The following is a 23409-nucleotide window of genomic DNA, read 5'->3' as shown; positions in this document are numbered from 1 at the left end:
CACCGCCTGGTCGGGCGTGGCATGAGCCGGGGACCGGGTGGGGTCCGGGTGCTCTCAGAATCGAGCTTGTCAGATGACTGGGGGTCGGCCCAGTCGAGTCAGCCGCCACACCGTGCGCCACCTCATGGGACGGCGAGGTCCGCACGGACTTGTCCAGCCTTCCCTGAATCCGCCGAACCAGGCCCGCAATGCGGCACCCGAGGGGCGGCGCAGCAGCGTCAGGAGCATCCAGACACCGAGGTAGACCGGGATGAGCGGCGCGGGAAGGTTCCGGCGCGCGAGCCAGACGCGGTTGCGGGCCACCATGCGGTGGTACACCGCGTGCCGCGAAGGGGCGGTCGTCGGGTGGTACAGCACCATGTCGGACCGGTAGTCGATCATCCAGCCGGCGTCGAGGGCCCTCCAGGCCAGGTCGGTCTCCTCGTGGGCGTAGAAGAAGGCGTCCGGGAGCCCGCCGACCTCGGCGAGGACCTTCGTGCGGACGGCGTTGGCGCCGCCGAGGAACGTCGTGACGCGAGAGGAGCGCATCGGGTCGGCGGCGCGCAGCCTCGGGACATGGCGGCGCTGGGTCTCGCCGGTCTCGGGGTCGGCGATGCGGAAGCTGATGATGCCGAGTTCCGGGTCGTCGGCGAAGGCCCGTCGGCACAGCTCGGCCGTGTCGTGGTGGGCCAGCAGGCCGTCGTCGTCCAGGAAGAGGAGGACGTCGACGTCGGTGCCGCCGGGGCCGAAGGCCTCGATGCCGACGTTGCGGCCGCCGGGGATGCCGAGGTTCTCGGGCAGTTCGACCGTCCGGACACCGGCGGGGACGTCCGGGACGGGTGAGCCGTTGCCGACCACGACCACCTCGACGCGGTCGCCGTCCTGCTTGGCCACGGAGTCGAGAAGGGCCCTCAGTTCGTCGGGGCGGTTGCCCATGGTGATGATCACCGCGCCGACCTTCGTCGCCGTACTCACTTGAGCCTGCTCGAAGCGAGGATGGACACCAGGTGCAGCACCGTCTGCAGGAGCGCGATGCCGGCGAGCACGGCGGTGCCGAGCCGGGTGAAGAACAGGTCGCCCCTGATCTGGTCCGCGACCGCGAGGACCAGGATCAGCAGGGACGCCTCGATGCAGAGGATCAGCCGGTGGAACTTGAGCGCCGCGGCGGCCCGGCGGGCCAGTGCCACACCCGAGGAGCGGGGCTCGGACGCCGACTCCTTGACCGGCGGCAGCCCGCTCTGATGGCGGGCGACACCGACGAGATCGGTCTCGGCCTTGACCAGGATCGCGCCGAGGGCGGCCAGTGTGCCGAGGAAGGCCCACAGCCAGTCGATGCTTCCGCCCCACAGGTCGGCGGCGCGCAGACCGAGGCCGACGAGGACGGCCGCGTCGGTCAGATAGGCGCCGACACGGTCGAGATAGACCCCGCCGAGCGAGTACTGCTTCCTCCAGCGCGCGATCTCGCCGTCGACGCAGTCGAGCAGCAGGTAGAGCTGGACCATCACCACGCCGAGGACGGCGCCCGCGATCCCCGGCACCAGAAGGGCGGGGGCCGCGAGCACACCACAGAGGGTCATCAGGTACGTGAGCTGGTTGGGCGTGATCCTGGTGTTCACCAGGTAGCGGTCGCAGCGCAGCGAGATCTCTCGCATGTACAGGCGTCCCGCCCAGTGCTCACCACTGCGCCGGTCCTTCACCCCTGGGGGATGAACGACGGGGCGGAGTTCAGCTACCGATGGCCTTGGCATAGTCGGAGTAGATGTCCTTGATCTGGTGGGTTTTCAGGTCGAGATGTTCGAGGATCGTGTAGCGGCCGGGCCGGGTCCGCGGAGCGAACTCCACGACCTGCACGAACTCGTCCACGGTGAAGCCGATCTCCTCGGGCAGTACCGGCAGTCCGTGCCGGTGCAGCACCTCGGCCATGTACGCCGCCTCCTCGTGGGCCCCGCGCAGATACATCGCGAAGGCCGCGCCCAGGCCGCACTGCTCGCCGTGGCTCGCCGCGCGCTGGGGGAAGAGGAGATCGAAGGCGTGGTTGATCTCGTGGCAGGAGCCGGAGGCCGGCCTGGAGTCGCCCGAGATCGACATCGCGACGCCGGTGAGGACGAGCGCCTCCGCGAGCACCTGGAGGAAGCCGTTGTCGCCGACACCTCCGGGGTGCCTCAGGACGGCCTCGCCCGCCTGGCGCGCCATGGCGGCGGCCAGGCCGTCGATCTTCTCGCCGTTGACCCGGTTGGACAGCTCCCAGTCCGCGATCGCGTTGATGTTGGAGATCGCGTCCCCGATGCCCGCCCGGACGAACCGGACCGGCGCCTCACGGATCACGTCGAGGTCGATGACCACGGCGATCGGGTTCGGCACACCGTACGAGCCGCGGCCCGCGTCGTTGTCGAGGGTGGCGACCGGCGAGCACAGACCGTCGTGCGCGAGGTTCGTGGGCACGGCGACCAGCGGCAGTCCGACCCGCGCCGCGGCGAACTTCGCGCAGTCGATGATCTTGCCGCCGCCCAGGCCCACGACGGCGTCGTAGTGCCCGGACTTCATGTCGCCGGCCAGCCGGATCGCGTCGTCGAGCGTGCCGCCGCCGACCTCGTACCAGGTGGCGCCCGGCAGCGTCGGGGCGATCCGCTCACGCAGCCTCGCGCCCGAGCCGTTGCTGACCGCTATGGCCAGCTTGCCCGAGTGCGAGATCCGCTCGTCGCTGAGCACGCTCGCGAGGTCGTCCAGGGCGCCCGGACGGATGTCGACGACGACCGGCGAGGGGATGAGCCTCGTCAGTACTGGCACGCGATCTCACGTCCCTTGGCGAGGTCGTCGTGGTTGTCGATCTCGACCCACTTGACGTCGCCGATCGGCGCGACGTCGATCTTGAAGCCGCGGTTGACGAGCTCCTGGTAGCCGTGCTCGTAGAACTGCTGCGGGTCGGTCTCCCACACCGTCTTCAGGGCGTCGGCCAGTTCGGCGGCCGCGTCGCCCTCGATGAGGGTCACACCGATGTACTCGCCGGTGGCCTCGGACGGCTCCATGAGCTTGGTGATCTTCTGGACGCCCTTGTCGGGGTCCACGACGACCTTCATCTCCTCGTCGGCGAGCTTCTTCACCGTGTCGAGCGCGAGGATGATCTTCTTGCCGTCGCCGCGGGCGGCGAGCAGCGTCCGCTCGACGGAGACCGGGTGCACGGTGTCGCCGTTGGCGAGGATCACACCGTCCTTGAGGGCGTCACGTCCGCACCACAGGGAGTAGGCGTTGTTCCACTCCTCGGCCTTGTCGTTGTCGATGAGGGTGATCTTGAGGCCGTACTTCTCCTCAAGGGCCGCCTTGCGGTCGTAGACGGCTTCCTTCTTGTAGCCGACGATGATGCCGACCTCGGTCAGACCGATCTCGGCGAAGTTGCCGAGGGTCAGGTCCAGGACCGTGATGGAGTCCTCCATGCCCTCGGGGCCAACCGGCACAAGCGCCTTGGGGAGGCTGTCAGTGTAGGGACGCAGACGCCGTCCGGCGCCGGCCGCCAGCACAAGGCCGATCATGCAGGTTCTCCTTCGTCGTGTACGGCGGGTGCCCCGGAGGACACCCAGAAGCGGATGCTCTCGACGAGCACCAGCAGTGCCACGGCCACGGCAACCACCGTGAGCGCGACCTTGAACTGTGCGGCGGTGAGCAGCGCGGCCAGGACGGTGACCAGCAGCGTCCTGCCTTCGTGCCCGCCGATCGCCCGCACCAGCCAGTGCGGGGGGGCTCCGGCGTTTCCGCGAATGCGGTACACCGTGTCGTAGTGATGGTAGGCGACCGCGGCCACCAGGCCGAAAGCCGCCGGAAGTGCTCCGTTCACGTCGGCGTTGACCGCCAGTGCCAGAACGGTGAGGTATTCGGCCGCGCGGAAGAACGGCGGGACCAGCCAGTCGAGGGCGCCCTTCAGGGGCCTGAGCAGGGCGGCCGGCGACAGCAGGACGTACACGACGGCGCCGAGGACGGGCCACCAGCTGCCGTAGGGCGCGAGTGCGGCGGAGGTCACAACGATCGCCCCGGCGGCGAAGGCGACGAGCGCCGGGCCGACCCGCGGGAGGCGGCCCGCGAAGCGGGTCAGGTACTCGGCGAGCATGCCGGAGTCGGCGAGGTCCACGAGCGCCTGCGCGGCGCGGTCCGTGCGGTGCGCCTTGCGGGTCAGCGAGCGCAGCACCCGGCCGGCCGTGGTGTAGGTGGCCGCGAAGGCGCAGCCGACGAGCAGCGCATAGAAGGTGATACGTGGGGTCGTCAGCGCCGTGAGCACGGCGATCATCGCCCATCGTTCGCCGATGGGCAGGACTATCATCCGGCGCACCCAGACCGTCCAGCCGACGCTGTCGAGCTTGTCCGAGAGGGCCGCGGTGGGGCTGGTGTTGGCCGTGGCGTCGTGGTTCGCCTCGTTGAAGGAGAAGTCCACGACGTGCCGGCAGGTCTGCAGGATCATCGCGCCGAGCGCCAGCGCCCACACGTCGTCGCCGCTGCGGGCCGCGCCGAGCGCGAGGCCGGCGTAGTAGGCGTACTCCTTGGCGCGGTCGAAGGTCGCGTCCAGCCAGGCGCCGAGCGTCGAGTACTGGAGGGAGTAGCGGGCGAGCTGTCCGTCCGTGCAGTCCAGGACGAAGGAGAACAGGAGCAGCAGACCGGCCGCGACATAGCCGGCGCGGGTACCCGTGGCGGCACAGCCCGCGGCGATCAGCGCGGTGATCAGCGAGGCGGTGGTGACCTGGTTCGGGGTCAGACCCCGGCGGGCGCACCAGCGGGCGATGTAGCGCGAGTACGGGCTGATGCAGTACGTGGTGAAGAAGCCGTCGCGGGCCTTGACGGCGCTGCGCAACCGTACGGCCTCGTCGTCGACGGCCAGGACGGCCTGCCGGACCTCGTTGCGCTCCTGCGGATCGGCGGGGACCGCGGCGACGAGGGTGCCCAGTTCCGGGCGGTACACGGCGAGGTCGTCGGCGTCGAGTGCCTCGCCGAGGCGCTCGGCGAGGTTCCCGGTGGCGACGGCCGCGTTGCCCGCGGCCACGCTCTCCCGGGTCACGGCGCGGGTCAGCGCCCGCCGGGCCTCCGGCTGTACGGAGACGGCGCCGGGAATGGCCGAGGCCTCGAAGCGGGGGTCGGTCAGGCCGAGGCGCAGGGCGTGCGCGTGCCCGACGAAGCGGGCGTCCACGACGGCGACCCGCTCGTTCGCCGGGACGGCGGCGAGCAGGGTCTCGGTCTCGCCCGCGTCGGAGGCGAGACGCACATCGAAGCCGAGCGACCGCAGATCGCCTTCGAGCGACGATCCGGGGACCGGCTGGCCGGTGAGGATGGCGGTCGGCAGCGAACTCACTCCCTGAGTGCCGGCGCGACCTGGCGTCCGGCGTGTGCGTGATGGGATGGCCCCCGGTCCACGGCGGCGGCCCCGGCGGCATGTCGGCAGAGGCTATCGGATGAACGGAAGCGGGCGTTCACCGCCCGTTCATGGCCCGATCAACCGATTTTGTCCTGCGGGCGCCGCGGTCATCATCGGGGATTCCGGGTCCGGCTCACAAACGCGCGTTCGCAGACCGGCGCAATCCCGGCACGGCGCACGGCACCCGGCACACCCCCGAAACCGGGGCACGACGGGCATGGTCCCGGACCCGCATAGGGTGGTCGTCCATGACATGGCTGATCACAGGCGGAGCCGGCTACATCGGGGCACATGTGGCGCGGGCGATGACGGAGGCCGGGGAGCGCGTCGTCGCCCTCGATGACCTGTCGTCCGGGATACCGAACCGGCTTCCGGAGAGCATTCCCCTCGTCCAGGGGTCGTCGCTGGACGGTGAACTGCTCAAGCGGGTCCTGGCGGAGCACGCGGTGACGGGTGTGGTGCACCTCGCCGCGCGCAAGCAGGTCGGTGAGTCCGTGGCCGAGCCGACGCGCTACTACCAGGAGAACGTGGGCGGCCTCGCGACGCTTCTGGAGGCGGTGGCGGGGGCGGGCGTCAAACGCTTCGTCTTCTCCTCGTCGGCGGCCGTCTACGGCAACCCCGATGTGGACCTCATCACGGAGGGCACCCCCTGTGCGCCGATGAGCCCCTACGGCGAGACGAAGCTCGCCGGCGAGTGGCTGGTGCGGGCGACGGGCCGGGCGCACGGTATCGCCACTGTCTGCCTGCGCTACTTCAACGTGGCGGGCGCGGCCTCCCCGGAGCTCGCCGACACCGGAATCTTCAACATCGTCCCGATGGTGTTCGACCGCCTCACCCGCGGCGAGGCCCCGCGGGTCTTCGGCGACGACTACCCGACGCCGGACGGCACCTGCGTGCGCGACTACATCCATGTCGCCGACCTCGCCGAGGCCCATCTCGCGGCGGCCCGGCGGCTGACGGACGGCGCGAGCGGTGATCTGACGGTGAACATCGGGCGCGGCGAGGGGGTCTCCGTGCGGGAGCTGATGGCGCTCATCGCCGAGGTCACCGGGAGCACCCGCGTGCCGGTCGTCGAGCCGCGCCGCGCCGGCGACGCCCCGCGCGCGGTCGCCTCCGCCGCCCTGGCCGCCGAGCAGCTCGGCTGGGGCGCGCGGCGCGAGGTGCGCGAGATGGTGGAGTCGGCCTGGCGCGGCTGGCTGCAGCACCATCCCGGGACCACAGTCGCCTGATCTTGCCGGTGCTCTGACCTGCGAATCGTTTCCGCAGGTCAGAGCATATGACAACGGTGTTCAGTGCAGCGTTGCCCGATACCCCCCGCCCGTAGTTGACTGTATGGACCGAACAGAAACGGGAGGCGGCTTTCATGGGGGCTGGGCACGACCACGGGCACGCGCACGGTGCTCCCCCGACCGGTACGGCGACAGCCGCGTACCGCGGGCGGCTGCGTGTCGCGCTGGCGATCACGCTCACCGTCATGGTCGTCGAGATCTTCGGCGGTCTGCTCGCCGACTCGCTCGCGCTCGTCGCGGACGCGGCGCACATGGCGACGGACGCGCTGGGGCTGGGCATGGCCCTGCTCGCGATCCACTTCGCGGCGCGCCCGCCGAGCGAGAAGCGCACGTTCGGCTACGCGCGGGCCGAGATCCTCGCCGCGCTCGCCAACTGTCTGCTGCTGCTCGTCGTCGGCGGCTACGTGCTCGTCGAGGCGATCCAGCGCTTCATCACGCCCGCGGACACCAACGGCGAACTGACCATCGTGTTCGGTGTGATCGGTCTGGTCGCCAACACGATCTCGCTGACGCTGCTGATGCGCGGGCAGAAGGACAGCCTGAACGTGCGCGGCGCCTTCCTGGAGGTCGCGGCGGACGCGCTGGGCTCGGCGGCGGTCATCGTCGCCGCGGTGGTGATCATGACCACCGGCTGGCAGGCGGCGGACCCGATCGCCTCGATCGCCATCGCGCTGATGATCGTTCCGCGTACCTGGAAGCTGCTCCAGGAGACGCTCGACGTGCTCCTGGAGGCGGCGCCCAAGGGCGTCGACATGGCGGACGTGCGCGCGCACATCCTGGCCCTCGACGGCGTCGAGGACATCCACGACCTGCACGCCTGGACCATCACGTCCGGCATGCCGGTCCTCTCCGCGCACGTGGTCGTCAGCTCCGACGTCCTGAACGCGATCGGCCACGAGAAGGTCCTTCACGAACTCCAGGGCTGCCTGGGCGTCCACTTCGACGTCGAGCACTGCACGTTCCAGCTGGAGCCGAGCGGACACGCGGAACACGAGGCGAAGCTCTGTCACTGAGCCTCCCGTCGACGGAGCCGGTGCGGGTGGCCGTTCCGGCGACGTCGCTGGTGCCGCTGCCCGTCCCTGCGAGCTCGGCGGCGCCACCGGCACCCGCGACCTCGCGGGTGCCGGTGGCCGTCGGGACCTGTTTCGACCGGTCGTTCGAACACCTGTCGGCCCCCGTCCTCGACGATTCCGTGCCGGTGGCGCCGGGCACGATCAGGTGTCCGGCCGCTTTCCGGCGTCCGACCCACGTCGGCCGCGCTTTCCCGCTCGGGGCTCCCCGGGGCGGGACATGCGGGAGCCGCGAAGTGCCGGGAGTGCCGGTTTCGTACGGCAGACTTGAGGCTCGAAGACCGATGCGAAGGATGGGTATGCCGATCACACCTGCCACCGCGACGCACAGTTCGTCGAACGGCACCGTTGAAGCGATCTTGCTGGAGCTGGTCGACGAGGACGGCAACACGATCGGTACGGCGGAGAAGCTCGCGGCTCATCAGGCCCCGGGACAGCTGCACAGAGCGTTCTCGGTGTTCCTCTTCGACGAACAGGGCCGGCTGCTGCTGCAGCAGCGCGCCCTCGGCAAGTACCACTCCCCCGGCGTCTGGTCGAACACCTGCTGCGGCCACCCCTACCCGGGCGAGGGACCCTTCGCCGCGGCGGCCCGGCGGACGTACGAGGAGCTCGGGGTGTCGCCGACCCTGCTCGCCGAGGCGGGCACGGTCCGTTACAACCACCCGGACCCGGACTCGGGTCTGGTGGAGCAGGAGTACAACCATCTGTTCGTCGGGATGGTGCAGTCGGCGCTGCGACCCGACCCGGAGGAGGTCGGCCAGACCGCCTTCGTGACCGCCGCCGAGCTGGCGGAGCGGCACGCGAAGGACCCCTTCTCGGCGTGGTTCATGACGGTGCTGGACGCGGCCCGTCCGGCGATCCGGGAGCTGACGGGCCCGTCCGCGGGCTGGTAGCCGGTCCGCTAGACGCCCGGTGCGAGCGGCAGGGCGGCCCAGATCACCTTGCCGCCGTCCGCGGTGTGCTCGACGTCGCACCCTCCGCCGAACTCCCTGGTCACCTCGCGCACCAGCAGCAGGCCCCGGCCCCCGGTCTGCCCATGGTCGGCCTCCAGCGCCGTCGGACGGTAGGGGTGGTTGTCCTCGACGGACACCCGGACCCAGTCGGCGCCGACCGCGACCTCCACCGCGAGCATCGGCGACAGAAGTGCCGCGTGCTTGACGGCGTTCGTGACCAGTTCGGAGACGATCAACAGCAGTCCCTGAACGACATCGTCCGAGACCGGCACCCCCTGGCGGACCAGCAGATCACGGACGGCATGCCGCGCCTGCGGCACCGAGGCGTCGACGGCGGCGGCGGTGAACCGCCACACCCCCTCGTACGGCAGTGGTCCCGGCGATCTGACGGCGGGAGTCGCGCCTGCGCCTTCGGGGCTCGGGTCGGACCCCCGCCCGAGGTTCTCCATCGTCCGGTCGCCACCCTTGCGCTCGATTGTCACCACACGTCGAGTGTTGGTAATGCGCTGGTCCGTACCGGTTGACTGAACAGAAGTCAGCAATTATCGATGTTTTATGATCGCCGCTGCATACCCCAGTCGGTTCTACGACAAGTCCTGTCCTTTCTTATGCCGACTTCCGAAACTATTCGGGTTGTACGGGTTTGCCCCTCGACTGACCCGATTCGTTCCCCGTGGCTCCGTCGCCCGCGAGACGGCCCCAAACCATGATCACAATCCGGCCGTCGGGTGCGGATAGCATCCGGCCATGGAGCCGCAGCTGTTGCATCATGTCGGCGACGGGGTCGCCACCGTCGTCATCCATCACCCTGCCAAACGCAACGCCATGACGACGCGGATGTGGCGAGCTCTGCCGCCTCTGCTGGAGGACTTGGGTGGTCGCGCCGATGTGCACGCGCTCGTGCTCACCGGTGAGGGCGGCACGTTCTGCGCCGGGGCCGACATCTCGACGCTGCGCGAGTCTCCGGACGAGGCCCAGGGCCTCGCCGTGCTCGCCGAGGAAGCCCTCGCCGCGTTCCCGAAGCCGACGCTGGCGGCGATTCGCGGCTACTGCGTGGGCGGCGGGTCCCAGCTCGCGGCCGCCTGCGATCTGCGGTTCGCCCAGGAGGGGTCGCTGTTCGGGGTGACGCCGGCGAAGCTCGGCATCGTCTATCCGGCCTCCTCCACGCGGAGGTTGGCGGCATTGGTGGGTCCGTCCACCGCCAAGTACCTGCTCTTCTCGGGCGAGTTGATCGACACCGAGCGCGCGCTGCGCAGCGGCCTGGTGGACGAGGTGCTGGCCGAGGGCGAACTCGACAAGCGGGTCGTGGAGTTCACCCGCGTCCTGGCCGCGCGCTCCCTGCTGACGCAGGCGGCGGCGAAGGAGTTCGCGAACGGGCGCACCGACCGTGACGCGTACTGGGCGGAGCAGGCACGCGCCGGCGGCGACACCGCGGAGGGGGTCGCCGCCTTCCTGGAGCGCAGGCAGCCGCACTTCACGTGGACGCCGTGAGGTCCCGTCCGCCGTGCAGCGAGAGTGAAACCGGCGGTCCGCGCGGCTAGTTGAGGAGAAAAGGGCTCTTGCTCCGGAACTCCTCGACGAGGTGCGCGGGCGCCTTGTCCGGGGACCCGTCGTCGCAGGGCGGCCGCGGGTCGTACTCGGTCAGCAGCCGGACGGCCCAAGCGTGTCCGTCTCCGGGGATCCGACCGAGCAGGGTGAGCCCCATGTCGACGCCGGAGGAGACGCCGGCCGCGGGTCACGTACTTGCCGTCGGACCCCCAGATGGACCTCGCGCAGCGGTTCGCGCCCGACCGGCGCGCGCATGGCAGCAGTGACGCCGCCCCCACCTTTCCTGCCATCCCCGGTCTCACCGTTCACGACATACCAACCAGTCGGTAATGTGCGGGGTATGACTCCCTCACTGCCGGAGCGCGCCGGACGGCGCTGCCACAACGTCCTCAACCCGCTTCACTCGACGCACTACTTCTCGCCCGATCTGGGCCGGGAGCTGGCCGCGGTCGGCATCGAGAACGACCGGACGGCGTACTTCGCGGCGCGGGCCGCCGCGATGGGCGCGGTCGGCGCGGGCACGGTGACGGCGACGTTCTTCAACTTCCGGCACGAACTGGTGGCCGAACATGTGCCCGCCGTCTGGCGGGCGGCCTCTCCGGAGACGGTGCTCGCGGCACGCCTGCGTGCCGTGGACGCGACGCTCAGGCGGCTGCTCGGCGAGGACGTCATCGCCTCCAAGGACGTGGCCGAGGCCGCGGAGCTCGCCCTGCGCGCGGCCGAGGCCTGCGGATCGACCGCCCGCCCCCTGTACGCCGCGCACGCGGACCTCCCCGTCCCCGAGGCGCCGCACCTGGCGCTCTGGCACGCGGCCACCCTGCTGCGCGAGCACCGCGGCGACGGCCACCTCGCGGCGCTGCTCGACGCGGAGCTCGACCCGGTGGAGGCCCTGGTGAGCCACACCGCGACCGGCAAGGGCATGGCCCCCCGATGGGTGCTGGGCACACGCGGCTGGTCCCGGCAGGACTGGGAGGCGGCGTCCGGGCGGCTGCGGGACCGCGGGCTGCTCGACGCGGAGGGCGAGCTGACGCAGGCCGGCGCCGCCCTGCGCCAGGACATCGAGGCCCGGACGGACCGTCTCGACCGCGCCCCCTACGAGCACCTGGGCGCCGCCGGGGTGGAGCGCCTCACCGAGATCGCGAAGAGCCTGCTGATGACGGCGTTCGCCGCCGGCGCGTTCCCGGAGGGAATGATCGGCAAGGACTGAGGAGTCCGAACGCTCCCGGCTCCGCGTGGCCGGGAGCGAAACGGTCCCGTCCCGCGGCACGCGACCCGATCGAGTGCCGCCCTGAGCCCCCGTTGTCGGTGTCACCTGCCACAATTGCCGCGCAACCTCAGTGGAGAAGGCGGTACGGGATCGTGACGACACCCCTCGTAGGGTCCATCGAAGGCAGGATCGCCGAGGAACTCGGCGTACGGGAGCGGCAGGTCAAGGCCGCCGTCGACTTGCTCGACGGCGGTTCGACGGTGCCCTTCATCGCCCGCTACCGCAAGGAAGCGACCGAGATGCTCGACGATGCGCAGCTGCGCACCCTCGAGGAGCGGCTGCGCTATCTGCGGGAGCTGGAGGACCGGCGGGCCGCGATCCTCGACTCGGTGCGCGAGCAGGGCAAGCTCAGCGCGGAGATCGAGGCGCAGATCAGGGCCGCCGAGACGAAGGCGCGTCTTGAGGACATCTACCTGCCCTTCAAGCCCAAGCGGCGCACCAAGGCGCAGATCGCCCGCGAGGCGGGTCTTGAGCCGCTGGCCGAGGGCCTACTGGGCGACCCGTCGGTCGACCCACTGGCCGCGGCGGCGGCCTTCGTCGACGCCGACAAGGGCGTCGCCGACCCTCAGGCCGCCCTGGACGGCGCCCGGTCGATCCTCACCGAGCGGTTCTCCGAGGACGCCGACCTGATCGGCGAGCTGCGCGAGCGCATGTGGGTGCGTGGACGGCTCTCCGCCAAGGTGCGCGAGGGCAAGGAGGAGGCTGGCGCCAAGTTCGCCGACTACTTCGACTTCGCCGAGCCCTTCAAGGCACTGCCCTCGCACCGGATCCTCGCCATGCTGCGCGGCGAGAAGGAGGACGTCCTCGATCTCGTCCTGGAGCCGGAGGAGCCCACCGAGGGGCCTTCGTCGTACGAGGGGATCGTCGCCCACCGCTTCGGGATCGCCGACCGCGGCCGTCCCGGCGACAAGTGGCTTACGGACACCGCCCGTTGGGCCTGGCGCACCCGCATTCTCGTGCACCTCGGCATCGACATGCGCCTGAGGCTGCGCACCGCCGCCGAGGACGAGGCGGTGAACGTCTTCGCGGCGAACCTGCGGGACCTGCTGCTCGCCGCCCCGGCGGGCACGCGCGCGACACTGGGCCTGGACCCCGGCTTCCGTACGGGCGTGAAGGTCGCCGTCGTCGACGCGACCGGCAAGGTCGTCGCCACGGACGTCATCCACCCGCACGTCCCGGCCAACCGGTGGGACGAGGCCATCGCCAAGCTCGCCCGGCTCTCCAAGGAGCACGCGGTCGACCTGATCGCGATCGGCAACGGCACGGCATCGCGCGAGACCGACAAGCTCGCCGGTGAGCTCATCACCAAGCATCCGGAGCTGAACCTCACCAAGGTGATGGTGTCGGAGGCGGGCGCGTCGGTGTACTCGGCGTCCGCGTTCGCCTCCCAGGAGCTGCCCGACATGGACGTGTCGCTGCGCGGCGCCGTCTCCATCGCGCGCCGGCTCCAGGATCCGCTGGCCGAGCTGGTGAAGATCGACCCGAAGTCGATCGGTGTCGGGCAGTACCAGCACGACCTGTCCGAGGTGAAGCTGTCCCGCTCGCTGGACGCGGTGGTCGAGGACTGTGTGAACGGCGTGGGCGTGGACGTGAACACCGCTTCCGCCCCGCTGCTGGCCCGTGTCTCCGGCATCACCTCCGGCCTCGCGGAGAACATCGTGGCGCACCGCGACGCCAACGGCCCCTTCACTTCCCGTACGGCTCTCAAGAGCGTGGCCCGGCTCGGCCCCAAGGCGTACGAGCAGTGCGCGGGCTTCCTGCGGATCCGGGGCGGCAGCGACCCGCTGGACGCGTCCAGCGTGCACCCCGAGGCGTACCCCGTGGTGCGGCGGATGGTGAAGACGGCGGGCAGCGAGGTCGCGTCGCTGATGGGCAACACGAGTGTGCTGCGCTCGCTGAAGCCGGCCGACTTCGTCGACGAGACCTTCGGTCTGCCGACCGTCACGGACATCCTCCGGGAGCTGGAGAAGCCGGGGCGCGACCCGCGGCCCGCCTTCAAGACGGCCACCTTCAAGGACGGCGTGGAGAAGATCTCCGACGTGGTGTCCGGGATGGTCCTGGAGGGGGTCGTCACGAACGTGGCCGCGTTCGGCGCCTTCGTGGACATCGGCGTCCACCAGGACGGGCTCGTGCACGTCTCCGCGATGTCCAAGACGTTCGTCAAGGACCCGCGGGACGTCGTGAAGCCCGGCGACATCGTCAAGGTGAAGGTCCTGGACATCGACATCCCGCGCAAGCGGATCTCGCTGACGCTCCGGCTGGACGACGAGGCCGCGGCCCCGGCGGCCGAGGACGGCGGTCGTCCCCAGCGGGGCGGGCGGCCGCCTCAGCAGCGTGGCCAGCAGCGGCAGGGCCGCGGCGGCGGTGCGGGAGGCGGTGGCGGGGGCGGCTCCCGTCAGGCGCCGCCGCCCGCCAACAGCGCCATGGCGGACGCCCTGCGGCGCGCGGGCCTGACCGACCCCAAGCGGGGCCGGAGCTGACACACGGAGGGGGCCGGCTGCCCGCATCGGCGGCCGGCCCCCTCCGCGGTCCGGTCTCACTCCGCTCCACGAGCCGGCGAATCCGGGCCGCAGGTGTGGTCTCAGCCCGCTCGACGCCCCGGTCTCACGGTTCCGCGGGGCGCTCCGCGTGCTTCACGGACCGGTCCGACCGGACTCAGCGCTCTGTCACCTTGCCGTCCGCCACTTCCAGGCGGCGGGTCGTGTGGACCGCGTCCAGCATGCGGCGGTCGTGGGTGACCAGCAGGAGTGTGCCCTCGTAGGTGTCCAGGGCCGATTCCAGCTGCTCGATGGCCGGGAGGTCGAGGTGGTTGGTCGGCTCGTCCAGGACCAGCAGGTTGACGCCCCGGCCCTGGAGAAGGGCCAGCGCCGAGCGGGTGCGCTCTCCCGGGGAGAGGGTGGCCGCCGGGCGCAGGACGTGGTCCGCCTTCAGGCCGAACTTGGCCAGCAGCGTGCGGACTTCGGCGGGTTCCGTGTCCGGGACGGCCGCGCCGAACGCGTCCAGCAGTGACTCGGAGCCGTGGAAGAGCTTGCGGGCCTGGTCGACCTCGCCGACGATCACGCCGGAACCGAGCGTGGCATGGCCGTCGGACAGCGGGACCCGGCCGAGCAGCGCGCCCAGCAAGGTCGACTTGCCGGCACCGTTCGCGCCGGTGACGGCCACCCGGTCCGCCCAGTCGATCTGGAGGGTCGCCGGACCGAAGGTGAAGCCGCCGCGCCGCACCTCCGCGTCCCGCAGAGTGGCGACGACCGCGCCCGATCGCGGGGCCGCCGCGATCTCCATGCGCAGCTCCCACTCCTTGCGCGGCTCCTCGACCACGTCCAGCCGCTCGATCATGCGCTGCGTCTGCCGGGCCTTCGAGGCCTGCTTCTCGCTGGCCTCGCTGCGGAACTTGCGGCCGATCTTGTCGTTGTCGTTGTTCGCCTTGCGCCGCGCGTTCTTGACGCCCTTGTCCATCCAGCCCCGCTGCATCTGGGCCCGGCCTTCGAGGGCGGAACGCTTGTCGGCGTACTCCTCGAAGTCGTCGCGGGCGTGCCGGCGGGCGGTGTCGCGCTCTTCGAGATACGCCTCGTAGCCACCGCCGTACAGCGTGATCTGCTGCTGTACGAGGTCGAGTTCGAGGACCTTGGTGACCGTGCGGGTGAGGAACTCGCGGTCGTGGCTGACGACGACGGTCCCGGCGCGCAGTCCGGAGACGAAGCGCTCCAGGCGCTCCAGACCGTCGAGGTCGAGGTCGTTGGTCGGCTCGTCGAGGAGGAAGACGTCGTAGCGGGAGAGGAGCAGGGAGGCGAGTCCGGCGCGGGCCGCCTGGCCGCCGGACAGCGAGGTCATCAGCTGGTCGAGACCGACGCCGAGCCCCAGGGTGTCGGCGACCTCCTCGGCACGTTCGTCGAGGTCGGCGCCGCCGAGGTCGAGCCAGCGCTCCAGGCTGGTCGCGTACGCGTCGTCCGCGCCCGGCGCTCCGTCCACGAGCGCCTGCGTCGCCTCGTCCATCACCCGCTGGGCCTCGTCGACGCCCGTACGGCGGGCGAGGAAGTCCCGTACGGTCTCGCCCTCCCGGCGCTCCGGCTCCTGGGGCAGGTGCCCGACGGTCGCGGACGGCGGCGAGAGCCGCAGCTCGCCCTCTTCCGGGGTGAGGAGGCCGGCGAGCAGCCGCAGCAGTGTGGACTTGCCCGCGCCGTTGGCGCCGACGAGTCCGATCACGTCGCCGGGCGCGACGACGAGGTCGAGTCCGGCGAAGAGCGCGCGGTCGCCGTGTCCGGCGGTGAGATTCTTGGCGACGAGAGTGGCAGTCATCAGGGAGCCGATTTTAACGGCCCACCGCGTCGCCCCGCGCCGCCGATCTCCGGGGCCCGCCCAAGGCTCGACGACCGGAGCCGCCGCGACCTCGGCGACGGGGTCCGCCGCAGCGTCGGCCACCGGATCCACAGCTCCCCGCCCGGCGGGCCACGGCTCCCGCGGCCTGCCGGGCCCACGTCTCCCCCGGCGGCTGGGGCCGCCGATCCCGTGACCCCGGGCCCGGGGCTTTGCCGGACTGTCGGATCCACCGATCCCCTGGCCGCCTGGCCTACGGTGCCCGGACCTCCGGGCCCACGGCTGGCCGAACCGTCGGGCCCGCCACCCCGGAGCACCCAGCTCGCCATCTGGGGCCACCGGCTCCCCGAAGCCCCAGGCACTCCGCTCCACCTGGACCGCCGGGCCGTCGCTCAGTGCGGCATCGGCGTCACCAGTACGCTCCCGGATGTCCGGGCCACGATGAACGACTCACCCTTCACCGCCCTGGCCTCCAGCGGGATCCGGTGGTGGCCGGGTTCCAGGATTCCGTCGAACACGTCGTGCGCGTGGGTGCGCGAGAGACGGTCCAGGCGGTAGGCGGTCAGCCGCACCCGGCAGGTGGAGGTGACCTCGACTCCGGCCTCGCGGTCGGCGGCGACCAGGCGGGTGAGCCGGCGCAGCTCCCGGGGGCTGCGGTCCAGGGCGTGCTCGATCTGGGCGACCAGCAGCGGAACGATCGGGGCGAGACCCTCGACATGGGTGACGTCGACGCCCGCGCCGCGGAAGGACTCCCGTACGGCGGCCCGTTCCGCCTCGGGGACGGCCCGGCCGAACACCACCGCGCCGTAGGCGCGCAGTTCGTCCGCCGGGACCCCCGTGGCGTCGCGGGCGATGTCGGCGCCGATGCCGACGGCGCGCAGAGCGGCGGCCGGCTTGGCGAGGAGGGCGCCCCGGGCACCGATCAGCAGGACGCGGCGGCGAGCGCCCGCATCGCCGTCGAGCAGGGAGTTCAGCGCGCTGCGGTACTCGGGGCCGCGGAAACGGAACGGCCCTATGCCGTGGTAGCCGTTGCGTTCCAGGTCGGCCCGTTCGCCGGTCTGCCAGGCGAAGTCCCGCCAGACGTAGTCGTCGCCGTCCCTCTCGATCAGTGCGGTGACGGCACCGCACTCGATGCTCTCGCACTCGGGACAGCCGTAGATGACGTATCTGCCCCCTTCCAGGGGGGCCTCGGCCTCCAGGAGGAGCCTGCGTACGTGGGCGGTGAAGATCGCGGGTGGTACGTCGGAGGCGAGCGGGGACACCGCGTCGAGATCGGAGAGCTGGAACAGCAGCGGGCGTCCGTCGACGATGAAGTCGACGAAGTCCCGGTGCACTTGGTAGTCACCGTTGGCGAGGACTCCACCGGCACGCATCGCCGGTGCCAGGCCGAACGTGGCGTACTCGGAAGACATGCTGTGAGTATCCCCAGACAGAGAGTGATACGACCACGGCATGACATATTCCGCTACCGTCCCGGCATGGAGAAGCCCGGGAGCGACGACGTCATCGTGGTCGGCAGCGGAGTCGTCGGCCTGACGACGGCCGTGGTGCTGGCCGAGGCCGGCAGCCGGGTCCGGGTGTGGACGCGGGAGCCCGCCGAGCGGACCACCTCGGCGGTTGCGGGGGCGCTGTGGTGGCCGTACCGCATCGAACCGAAAGCACTCGCCCGCGACTGGGCGCTCGTGTCCCTCTCCGTGTACGAGGAGTTGGCGGCGCGGCCCGAGGAAAGTGGCGTACGCCTGGTCGAGGGGGTCATGGGCGAGACGCGGCTGGACGAGCTGGGGTCGTGGGCGGCCCGGGTGCCCGGACTGCGCGCGGCGACGGCGGAGGACTACCCGGGGACCGCGCTGCGGGCGCGGCTGCCGTTGATCGACATGCCCGTGCATCTGCGCCTGTTGCGCGAACGGCTTCTGCGGGCGGGCGGCACGGTCGAGGAGCGGACGGTGACGGACCTCTCGGAGCCGAAGGCGCCGGTCGTCGTGAACTGCGCGGGCCTCGGCGCCCGCGATCTCGTCCCGGATCCGGCCGTACGTCCTGTGCGCGGGCAGCTCGTGATCGTCGAGAACCCCGGGATCCACGAGTGGCTCGTCTCGACGGACCCGGCGGCCGGGACGACCACGTACGTCTTCCCGCAACCGGACCGGGTGGTCCTCGGCGGCACCACGGACGAGGACGACTGGTCACAGGTCCCCGACCCGGAGGTGGCGGCGGAGATCGTCGAGCGGTGCGCGGCGCTGCGCCCCGAGATCGCCGGGGCGCGCGTGCTCGACCACCGGGTGGGGCTGCGGCCGGTACGCGAAGCGGTCCGGCTGGAACGCGAAGCCCTGCCGGACGGACGGATATTGGTGCACAACTACGGGCACGGAGGGGCCGGCGTCACCGTGGCGTGGGGGTGCGCGCGGGAGGCGGCCGAACTCGTCGGTCCGACCGCCTCCGTCTGAACTCCGTCCGAAACAGGCCGCGGCGGTCCGCGGCAAGGATCGCCGCGGCCTGTTTCGGCCGCTTCGGCGGACATTGCCGCGACCCGGTTTCGGCCGCTACCGCGGACATCGCCGCGGCCCGGGTCCCTTCCCTTCAGTCGATCAGTTGGTCACTGGTTCTCCCCCGGGACGCGGAGCGCGGTGCGGGGGGCGCGTACGCCGTCGAGGACGGACGCGGCCGGGGCCGCCGTGGAGCCCGCAGTCGCCCGCGAGAACGCGTCGGCGCCGCCCACCAGGGGGACGCGGGCCGCGGTGCGGGACAGGTCGAGGGTCAGGGTCGGCGTGGTGGACGGAGGGTCGATGAGATCCTTGTCGGTGCCCGCGACGATCAGCGCGAGCCGGTGGCCCTTCGGGACGACGTGGTCGGTGGCCGCCAGGTCCAGCGTGATGGTGTACGCCGTTCCCGGGGTGAGCGGGACGCCCTGGTCCGAGGCGTAGTTGCCGAGGTCGGCCCAGCCACGGCTGAGGACCGTGTAGTCGACGTCGGTCTTGGCCGCCTCGGTCACCTTGTAGCAGGAGCTGTCGCCGGCCGAGCTCGCGCCCCAGCAGGTGCGGTCGGTGAGCGTGGCGATGCCCTCGCCGGAGCCTGCGTAGTCGCGGATGGTGTCCGGACCGAGGTCGACGAGTACCGCAGAGAGATGGGCCGTCGAGGTGGTCGGCGTGGCGGTGACGGTCACCTTGGAGGAGCCGGAGATCCGCAGGTCGTGGGTGAGCGGCCTGGTGGCGAAGCCGGCCTTGTCCGGAGTCGGCTGGTCGATGTGCGCGGCCCAGTCGGTCTCGCTCAGCCGCGGGTCGTCCGTGAAGGTCTCGGCCCCGGGGTTTCCGCGGAGTCCGAGGGTGCCGACGCCGGGCTGCGCGCCCGTGCCCGGACGCAGGGTCGTGGCGCTGGTGGTGCGGGGCGGCCAGACCGTCGAGGTGGCCCACTGGTCGGGGTGGCGTTCGATGTCGGCCATGGGCTCGTGGTCGATGCCGTTGTCGTAGCCGAGGAGTTCATGGTCGAACCAGCGGTGCAGGGTGTCGACCCAGGCGGCGCGGCGGAAATCGAAGGGGTCCACGTGGCCGGTCTGGGAGAGCCAGATCTTGCGCTCGACACCGTGCTTGGAGAGGGCGTCCCACCACTGGCCGAAGTTCTTGGTGCGGACGTTGAGGTCCTCCATGCCGTGGACGAGGAAGACGCTGGCCTTCACCTTCGCGGCGTTCTTGACATAATCGCGCTCGGTCCACAGCGACGTCCAGTCGCCGGTGCGCGGGGCCTCGTCGACCAACTTCCGCTGTACGGCCGCGCACTTGGCGCGGGCGTCGGGGCTGTCGACGTAGCCGGAAAGCCAGTCGGGGCCCGAGTCGTAGAGCGGGGCACCCTTGGCGAAGTAGTAGTCGTACCAGGAGGAGATGGCGCTGATCGGCACGATGGTCTTCAGACCCTTGACCCCCGTGGCCGCGACGCCATTGGCGATGGTGCCGTCCCAGCTCTTGCCGATCATGCCGGTCCTGCCGTTGGTCCACGTGGCCTTGGCCGTGGCGGCGCCGGTGCGCGTGGTGTAGCCCTTGGCCCGGCCGTTCAGCCAGTCGACGACGGCCTTGGCGGACTGGATGTCGGAGCGGCCGCCCACGTCGACGCAGCCGTCGGAGCGGTTGGTGCCGGCGAGGTCGACGCCGACGAAGGCGTAGCCGCGCGGCACGAAGTAGTTGTCGTAGAAAAGCGGCATCTGGACGACGTGGCCGTTCGCGTCGTACGTCTTGATCTGGCTCTCGTTGCCGCGCCCGCAGCAGGAGTAGTACGGGCTGGCGTCCATGATCACGGGGATCTTGCGGCCCTGCCGGGCGAGTTCGCGGGGCCGGACGATGTCGACGGCGACGCGGTCGTTCTTTCCGTCACTGTCGCCGTCGAGACCGGTGTCGACCCAGACGGACTCCCGGATCGCGTTCTCGTACGAATAGACCGGGGTGCTCTCCCGCGGGGCGCCGTGTGCGGCGACCGGGACGAGGAAGGCGGCCATCAGGGCGGCAACGGCCGCCGTCGCGAGCGATCTCCAGGTCATGAAGCGCATGCGGCGCACTGGTATCGGCATGCGCGGAACGTACCCCGGTCAACTCCTGTGGAAAAGAGGGCAGATGAGGCCCACGGGGCTGGATGACTCATGTCGGCCGAATGGCGATCGTGTGACAGGGCTGGCCGTGGACATGACTGGGGCCACAGGGACTGAATAGGCTCCGGACCGACTTCACGCCCCGACGACTTGGAGCTTGACGTGCACCGCAGACTCATCGCCCCGGGCGCCCTCGCCGCCTCCCTGCTGCTGGCGATCCCGGCATCGGCGGCAAGCTACACACCCGGAGCACCGGGCATCGGCGACCCCTACTACCCGGCCTACGGCAACGGCGGATACGACGTCTCGCACTACGACCTGCGGCTCACGTACCAGCCGCGGACGGACGAACTGGAGGGCACGGCCACCCTCCTGGCGACCACCACACAGGACCTGTCCCGGTTCGATCTGGACTTTCTGCTCGATGTGAGCGAGGTCCGGGTCAACGGCGCGAAGGCTTCGTTCGCCGCCTCGGGCCAGCACGAGCTGGAGATCACGCCGGCCGCGCCACTGGCCAAGGGCACGCCGATCACGGTCGTCGTGCGCTACAGCGGAGTGCCGTCCACGAAGAGCGCGTACGGCTTCTCGACCTGGCACCGCACCCCGGACGGGGCGGTCGCGGCGGACGAGCCCGAATCGGCGTGGTGGTGGTACCCGAGCAACGACCACCCGCTCGACAAGGCGACGTACGACGTGTCCGTGGCCGTCCCGGACGGCACCCAGGCCATCTCCAACGGCACCCTGCAGTCGACGAGTTCACGGCTCGGCTGGACCCGCTACAACTGGCGGTCCAACAAACCGCAGGCCACGTATCTGACCACCCTCGCGGTCGGGAAGTTCGACATCACGACCAGCACGTCCGAGGGGGGCGTCCCGGTCGTCAACGCCTACAGCAAGGACCTCGGCGACAACGACGGGGCGGCGCGGGCCAGTGTCGAGCGGACGGGAGAGCTGGTCGACTGGCTGAGCGGCTACTTCGGGCCGTATCCCTTCAGCTCCGCCGGCGGATACGTCCCCAACACCACCACCGGGTACGCGCTGGAGACCCAGACCCGGGTGTACTACAGCCCGCGGCAGTTCGCGAACGGCTCCAACACCTCCGTGGTCGTGCACGAGTTGGCGCACCAGTGGTACGGCGACGACGTGTCACTGAAGGGCTGGAAGGACATCTGGATCAACGAGGGCTTCGCGCGCTACGCGCAGTGGCTCTGGTCGGAGCACGAGGGCGAGGGCACGACGCAGGAGCTCGCGGACTACGTGTACGCCTCGCATCCGGCGGACGACGCCTTCTGGACGGTGGCGCCCGGTGACCCGGGGCCGGACAACCAGTTCGACACCGCGGTCTACGACCGGGGCGCACTGGCGGTGCAGACACTGCGCAACCGGGTCGGGGACGACGCCTTCTTCGCCATCCTGAAGGGGTGGCCGAAGGAGCACGCTTACGGGAACGCGTCGGTCGGCGACTTCCAGAAGTACGCCGAGCAGGTGTCCGGCACGTCGCTCGCGGCGCTCTTCGACACCTGGCTGTTCCAGCCGTCGAAGCCGGCGGCCCCCGCGGCGCGGAGCGCCGGGGTCGCCCCCGACTCGGCAGCGAAGGACGCTCTCGCCCGGCCGAAGTCGTGGAAGAAGATCGCCGCCACTGATTCGGTCCACTCCGGCTGAGGCACCGGCCGCCCGCCCGTCAGGGGACTCCCCCGCCCGCCCATGCCCGTCGGGGACTTCCCCCCGCCCGCCCCTGCCCGTCGGGGACGGGCGGGCACCGCCGGTGAGCGGGCGGCAGCCCGGACACCGGCTGCGCGCCGATGGCGGGTGGGCGTCGGTCGCGAGCAACCGGCGGGCGGGTATCGGCCGTTGGCCGTTGGCGGGCGGCTGGTTCAGCTGCGGATGGCCTGTTCCTCCAACTCGGCTACCTGGGACAGGAGTTCGTCACGGCTGATGGCGTCCGCCCGGGTCGCGGGCACGGTGCAGGCGTAGGCGCCGGCCACCGCGCCGTACAGGGCGCAACGGCGAACCGGTTCGCCGGTCAGCCGGCCGTAGAGGAAACCGGCGGCGAAGGAGTCTCCGGCGCCGTTCGAGTCGACCACGGGCATCCGGGGCGCGACCGCCGGGACATGGATCAGCTCGTCGTCGGCCAGCAGATACGCGCCCTCGGCGCCGGCCGTGGCGACGACCACCTCGGCCCGGCCCCGTTCCGCGACCCGCCGCATCGTGCGCTCGGGTTCGGCGAGCGCCGTGGTGGAGACGAACACGATGTCGGCGGCGTACGCGAACGGCTCGTGGTACGGATTCTCGCCGTCCCAGTTGTGCAGGTCGGTCGAGAGGGTCAGCGCCGCCTCCCGCAGGGCCGGCAGGGCGAAGGCGCACGGGTGGGTGATGGACACATGGGCGTGACGGCTCGCCGCGGCCAGGTCCCGCACCGTCCTCTCGGGCAGCCGGTCCCCTTCGCGGGAGCGGCTGTCGTCGTACAGGGACAGCCTGCGGCCGTCGGGGCCGACGAGATTGACCGCCCTCTTGGTACCCGCGGGCTGGGGGACCTCGGTGAGCGCGATACCCCGGTCGTGGTGCAGGGCTCGTACGAGGTCGCCCTCGGGGTCGTCGCCGAGCATGTCCAGGTGGTGCGTGCGCAGGCCGAGGTTGTGCAGGCCCAGCGCGACGAAGTCACCGGTCTGCCCGGCCCGGCTCTCGATGCCCGGACGGATCATGTAGCTGTCGGCGTAGGGGAGCGGCAGTTCGGGGACGTGGACGATGGTGTCCACACCCGCACCGCCCAGGACGAGGACGTCGATGTCGCGGCTCATGACTCTCCCTCTCGGACGCGAGCAGCGAGTCAAGCAGGCCCCGACCCGCCACGGCAAGCAGTTGCAGAAACTTTCGCAAGTCCCTTCATGCGCAGGCCGCGGACATCAGCCGAGCCGACGCGCCCCGCTCCCGCCCGCGCGCCCTCGTCGCCACGGTCACGCCGTGGTCGTACGCAAGTCGGTCGACACCAAGCCGTCCGGCGCACCGCTCGCTCGTCGCACCGCTCGCTCG

18 protein-coding genes and 1 pseudogene are annotated in these 23409 nt (G+C 71.2%); 8 read left to right on the top strand and 11 right to left on the bottom strand.

What is annotated here, in order from left to right:
* Window positions 1–69 precede the first annotated feature (69 nt).
* From ACZ4N5_RS32775 to ACZ4N5_RS32755, 5 genes are read right to left on the bottom strand one after another with little or no spacing between them, the layout of a single operon-like run.
* Window positions 70–954 carry a glycosyltransferase family 2 protein gene (locus ACZ4N5_RS32775; RefSeq protein ID WP_467760656.1) on the bottom strand — a complete coding sequence of 295 codons (885 nt, stop codon included), beginning with the start codon at window positions 952–954 and terminating at the stop codon, window positions 70–72.
* Complete coding sequence (locus ACZ4N5_RS32770) at window positions 951–1727, bottom strand: CDP-alcohol phosphatidyltransferase family protein (RefSeq protein WP_467760655.1); 777 nt, start codon at window positions 1725–1727, stop codon at window positions 951–953. The genes ACZ4N5_RS32775 and ACZ4N5_RS32770 overlap by 4 nt, the downstream gene beginning before the upstream one ends.
* On the bottom strand, window positions 1705–2766 hold the full coding sequence (locus ACZ4N5_RS32765; protein WP_467760654.1) for an iron-containing alcohol dehydrogenase family protein: 1062 nt from the start codon (window positions 2764–2766) through the stop codon (window positions 1705–1707). Before ACZ4N5_RS32765 ends, ACZ4N5_RS32770 begins: the two co-directional genes overlap by 23 nt.
* On the bottom strand, window positions 2754–3506 hold the full coding sequence (locus ACZ4N5_RS32760; RefSeq protein ID WP_467760653.1) for a phosphocholine cytidylyltransferase family protein: 753 nt from the start codon (window positions 3504–3506) through the stop codon (window positions 2754–2756). The genes ACZ4N5_RS32765 and ACZ4N5_RS32760 overlap by 13 nt, the downstream gene beginning before the upstream one ends.
* Window positions 3503–5299 carry a DUF5941 domain-containing protein gene (locus ACZ4N5_RS32755; RefSeq protein ID WP_467760713.1) on the bottom strand — a complete coding sequence of 599 codons (1797 nt, stop codon included), beginning with the start codon at window positions 5297–5299 and terminating at the stop codon, window positions 3503–3505. Before ACZ4N5_RS32755 ends, ACZ4N5_RS32760 begins: the two co-directional genes overlap by 4 nt.
* Window positions 5300–5619: 320 nt before the next feature.
* Between ACZ4N5_RS32755 and galE the strand changes: the two genes are divergently transcribed.
* The 3 genes from galE to idi all read left to right on the top strand — a co-directional run bounded on the left by galE (window position 5620) and on the right by idi (window position 8623).
* Window positions 5620–6600, top strand: a complete 981-nt coding sequence (galE, locus tag ACZ4N5_RS32750) for a UDP-glucose 4-epimerase GalE (RefSeq protein WP_467760652.1) — start codon at window positions 5620–5622, stop codon at window positions 6598–6600.
* Window positions 6601–6734: 134 nt separating this feature from the next.
* Window positions 6735–7673, top strand: coding sequence for a cation diffusion facilitator family transporter (locus tag ACZ4N5_RS32745; RefSeq protein WP_467760651.1), 939 nt, complete (start codon window positions 6735–6737; stop codon window positions 7671–7673).
* Window positions 7674–8029: 356 nt separating this feature from the next.
* A complete protein-coding gene (gene idi, locus ACZ4N5_RS32740; RefSeq protein WP_467760650.1) occupies window positions 8030–8623 on the top strand; it encodes an isopentenyl-diphosphate Delta-isomerase in 594 nt (197 codons plus the stop codon).
* A gap of 8 nt (window positions 8624–8631) precedes the next feature.
* Here idi and ACZ4N5_RS32735 read toward each other — a convergent pair whose 3' ends face one another.
* Window positions 8632–9132 carry an ATP-binding protein gene (locus ACZ4N5_RS32735; protein ID WP_467760712.1) on the bottom strand — a complete coding sequence of 167 codons (501 nt, stop codon included), beginning with the start codon at window positions 9130–9132 and terminating at the stop codon, window positions 8632–8634.
* Between the two features lie 298 nt (window positions 9133–9430).
* Here ACZ4N5_RS32735 and ACZ4N5_RS32730 point away from each other — a divergent pair, with 298 nt between their 5' ends.
* A complete protein-coding gene (locus ACZ4N5_RS32730) occupies window positions 9431–10174 on the top strand; it encodes an enoyl-CoA hydratase/isomerase family protein (RefSeq protein ID WP_467760649.1) in 744 nt (247 codons plus the stop codon).
* Between the two features lie 46 nt (window positions 10175–10220).
* Here ACZ4N5_RS32730 and ACZ4N5_RS32725 read toward each other — a convergent pair.
* Window positions 10221–10437 (bottom strand): annotated as a pseudogene (locus ACZ4N5_RS32725) (DJ-1/PfpI family protein); the annotation flags it as partial.
* A 134-nt stretch (window positions 10438–10571) separates the two neighbouring features.
* Between ACZ4N5_RS32725 and ACZ4N5_RS32720 the strand changes: the two are divergent.
* Both ACZ4N5_RS32720 and ACZ4N5_RS32715 read left to right on the top strand, forming a co-directional pair.
* Window positions 10572–11438 (top strand): SCO6745 family protein, encoded by an 867-nt coding sequence (locus tag ACZ4N5_RS32720; protein WP_467760648.1) that lies wholly within the window; start codon window positions 10572–10574, stop codon window positions 11436–11438.
* 152 nt (window positions 11439–11590) lie between these two features.
* Complete coding sequence (locus ACZ4N5_RS32715; RefSeq protein WP_467760647.1) at window positions 11591–13978, top strand: Tex family protein; 2388 nt, start codon at window positions 11591–11593, stop codon at window positions 13976–13978.
* Window positions 13979–14153: 175 nt separating this feature from the next.
* Here the strand turns inward: ACZ4N5_RS32715 and ACZ4N5_RS32710 are convergent, their stop codons facing one another.
* Together ACZ4N5_RS32710 and ACZ4N5_RS32705 are read right to left on the bottom strand one after the other, a co-directional pair.
* On the bottom strand, window positions 14154–15794 hold the full coding sequence (locus ACZ4N5_RS32710; protein WP_467760646.1) for an ABC-F family ATP-binding cassette domain-containing protein: 1641 nt from the start codon (window positions 15792–15794) through the stop codon (window positions 14154–14156).
* 410 nt (window positions 15795–16204) lie between these two features.
* Window positions 16205–17224: an oxidoreductase gene (locus ACZ4N5_RS32705; protein ID WP_467760645.1), complete on the bottom strand. Its 1020-nt coding sequence runs from the start codon at window positions 17222–17224 to the stop codon at window positions 16205–16207.
* 66 nt (window positions 17225–17290) lie between these two features.
* Between ACZ4N5_RS32705 and ACZ4N5_RS32700 the strand changes: the two genes are divergently transcribed.
* Window positions 17291–18253: an FAD-dependent oxidoreductase gene (locus ACZ4N5_RS32700; protein ID WP_467760644.1), complete on the top strand. Its 963-nt coding sequence runs from the start codon at window positions 17291–17293 to the stop codon at window positions 18251–18253.
* Between the two features lie 149 nt (window positions 18254–18402).
* On the opposite strand, the gene ACZ4N5_RS32695 is transcribed toward ACZ4N5_RS32700, so the two are convergent.
* The gene (locus tag ACZ4N5_RS32695; protein ID WP_467760643.1) at window positions 18403–20361 is read right to left on the bottom strand and encodes a Xaa-Pro dipeptidyl-peptidase; all 1959 of its coding nucleotides are present in this window, start codon (window positions 20359–20361) and stop codon (window positions 18403–18405) included.
* Window positions 20362–20541: 180 nt separating this feature from the next.
* On the opposite strand from ACZ4N5_RS32695, the gene ACZ4N5_RS32690 reads away from it, so the two are divergent.
* Window positions 20542–22041: a M1 family metallopeptidase gene (locus tag ACZ4N5_RS32690; protein ID WP_467760642.1), complete on the top strand. Its 1500-nt coding sequence runs from the start codon at window positions 20542–20544 to the stop codon at window positions 22039–22041.
* A 212-nt stretch (window positions 22042–22253) separates the two neighbouring features.
* Here ACZ4N5_RS32690 and ACZ4N5_RS32685 read toward each other — a convergent pair whose 3' ends face one another.
* Window positions 22254–23177, bottom strand: a complete 924-nt coding sequence (locus ACZ4N5_RS32685) for an adenosine kinase (protein WP_467760641.1) — start codon at window positions 23175–23177, stop codon at window positions 22254–22256.
* Between the last annotated feature and the right edge of the window lie 232 nt (window positions 23178–23409).

Source organism: Streptomyces sp. NPDC026500 (assembly GCF_055567635.1).
This window is presented reverse-complemented; position numbering and strand designations above follow the sequence as displayed.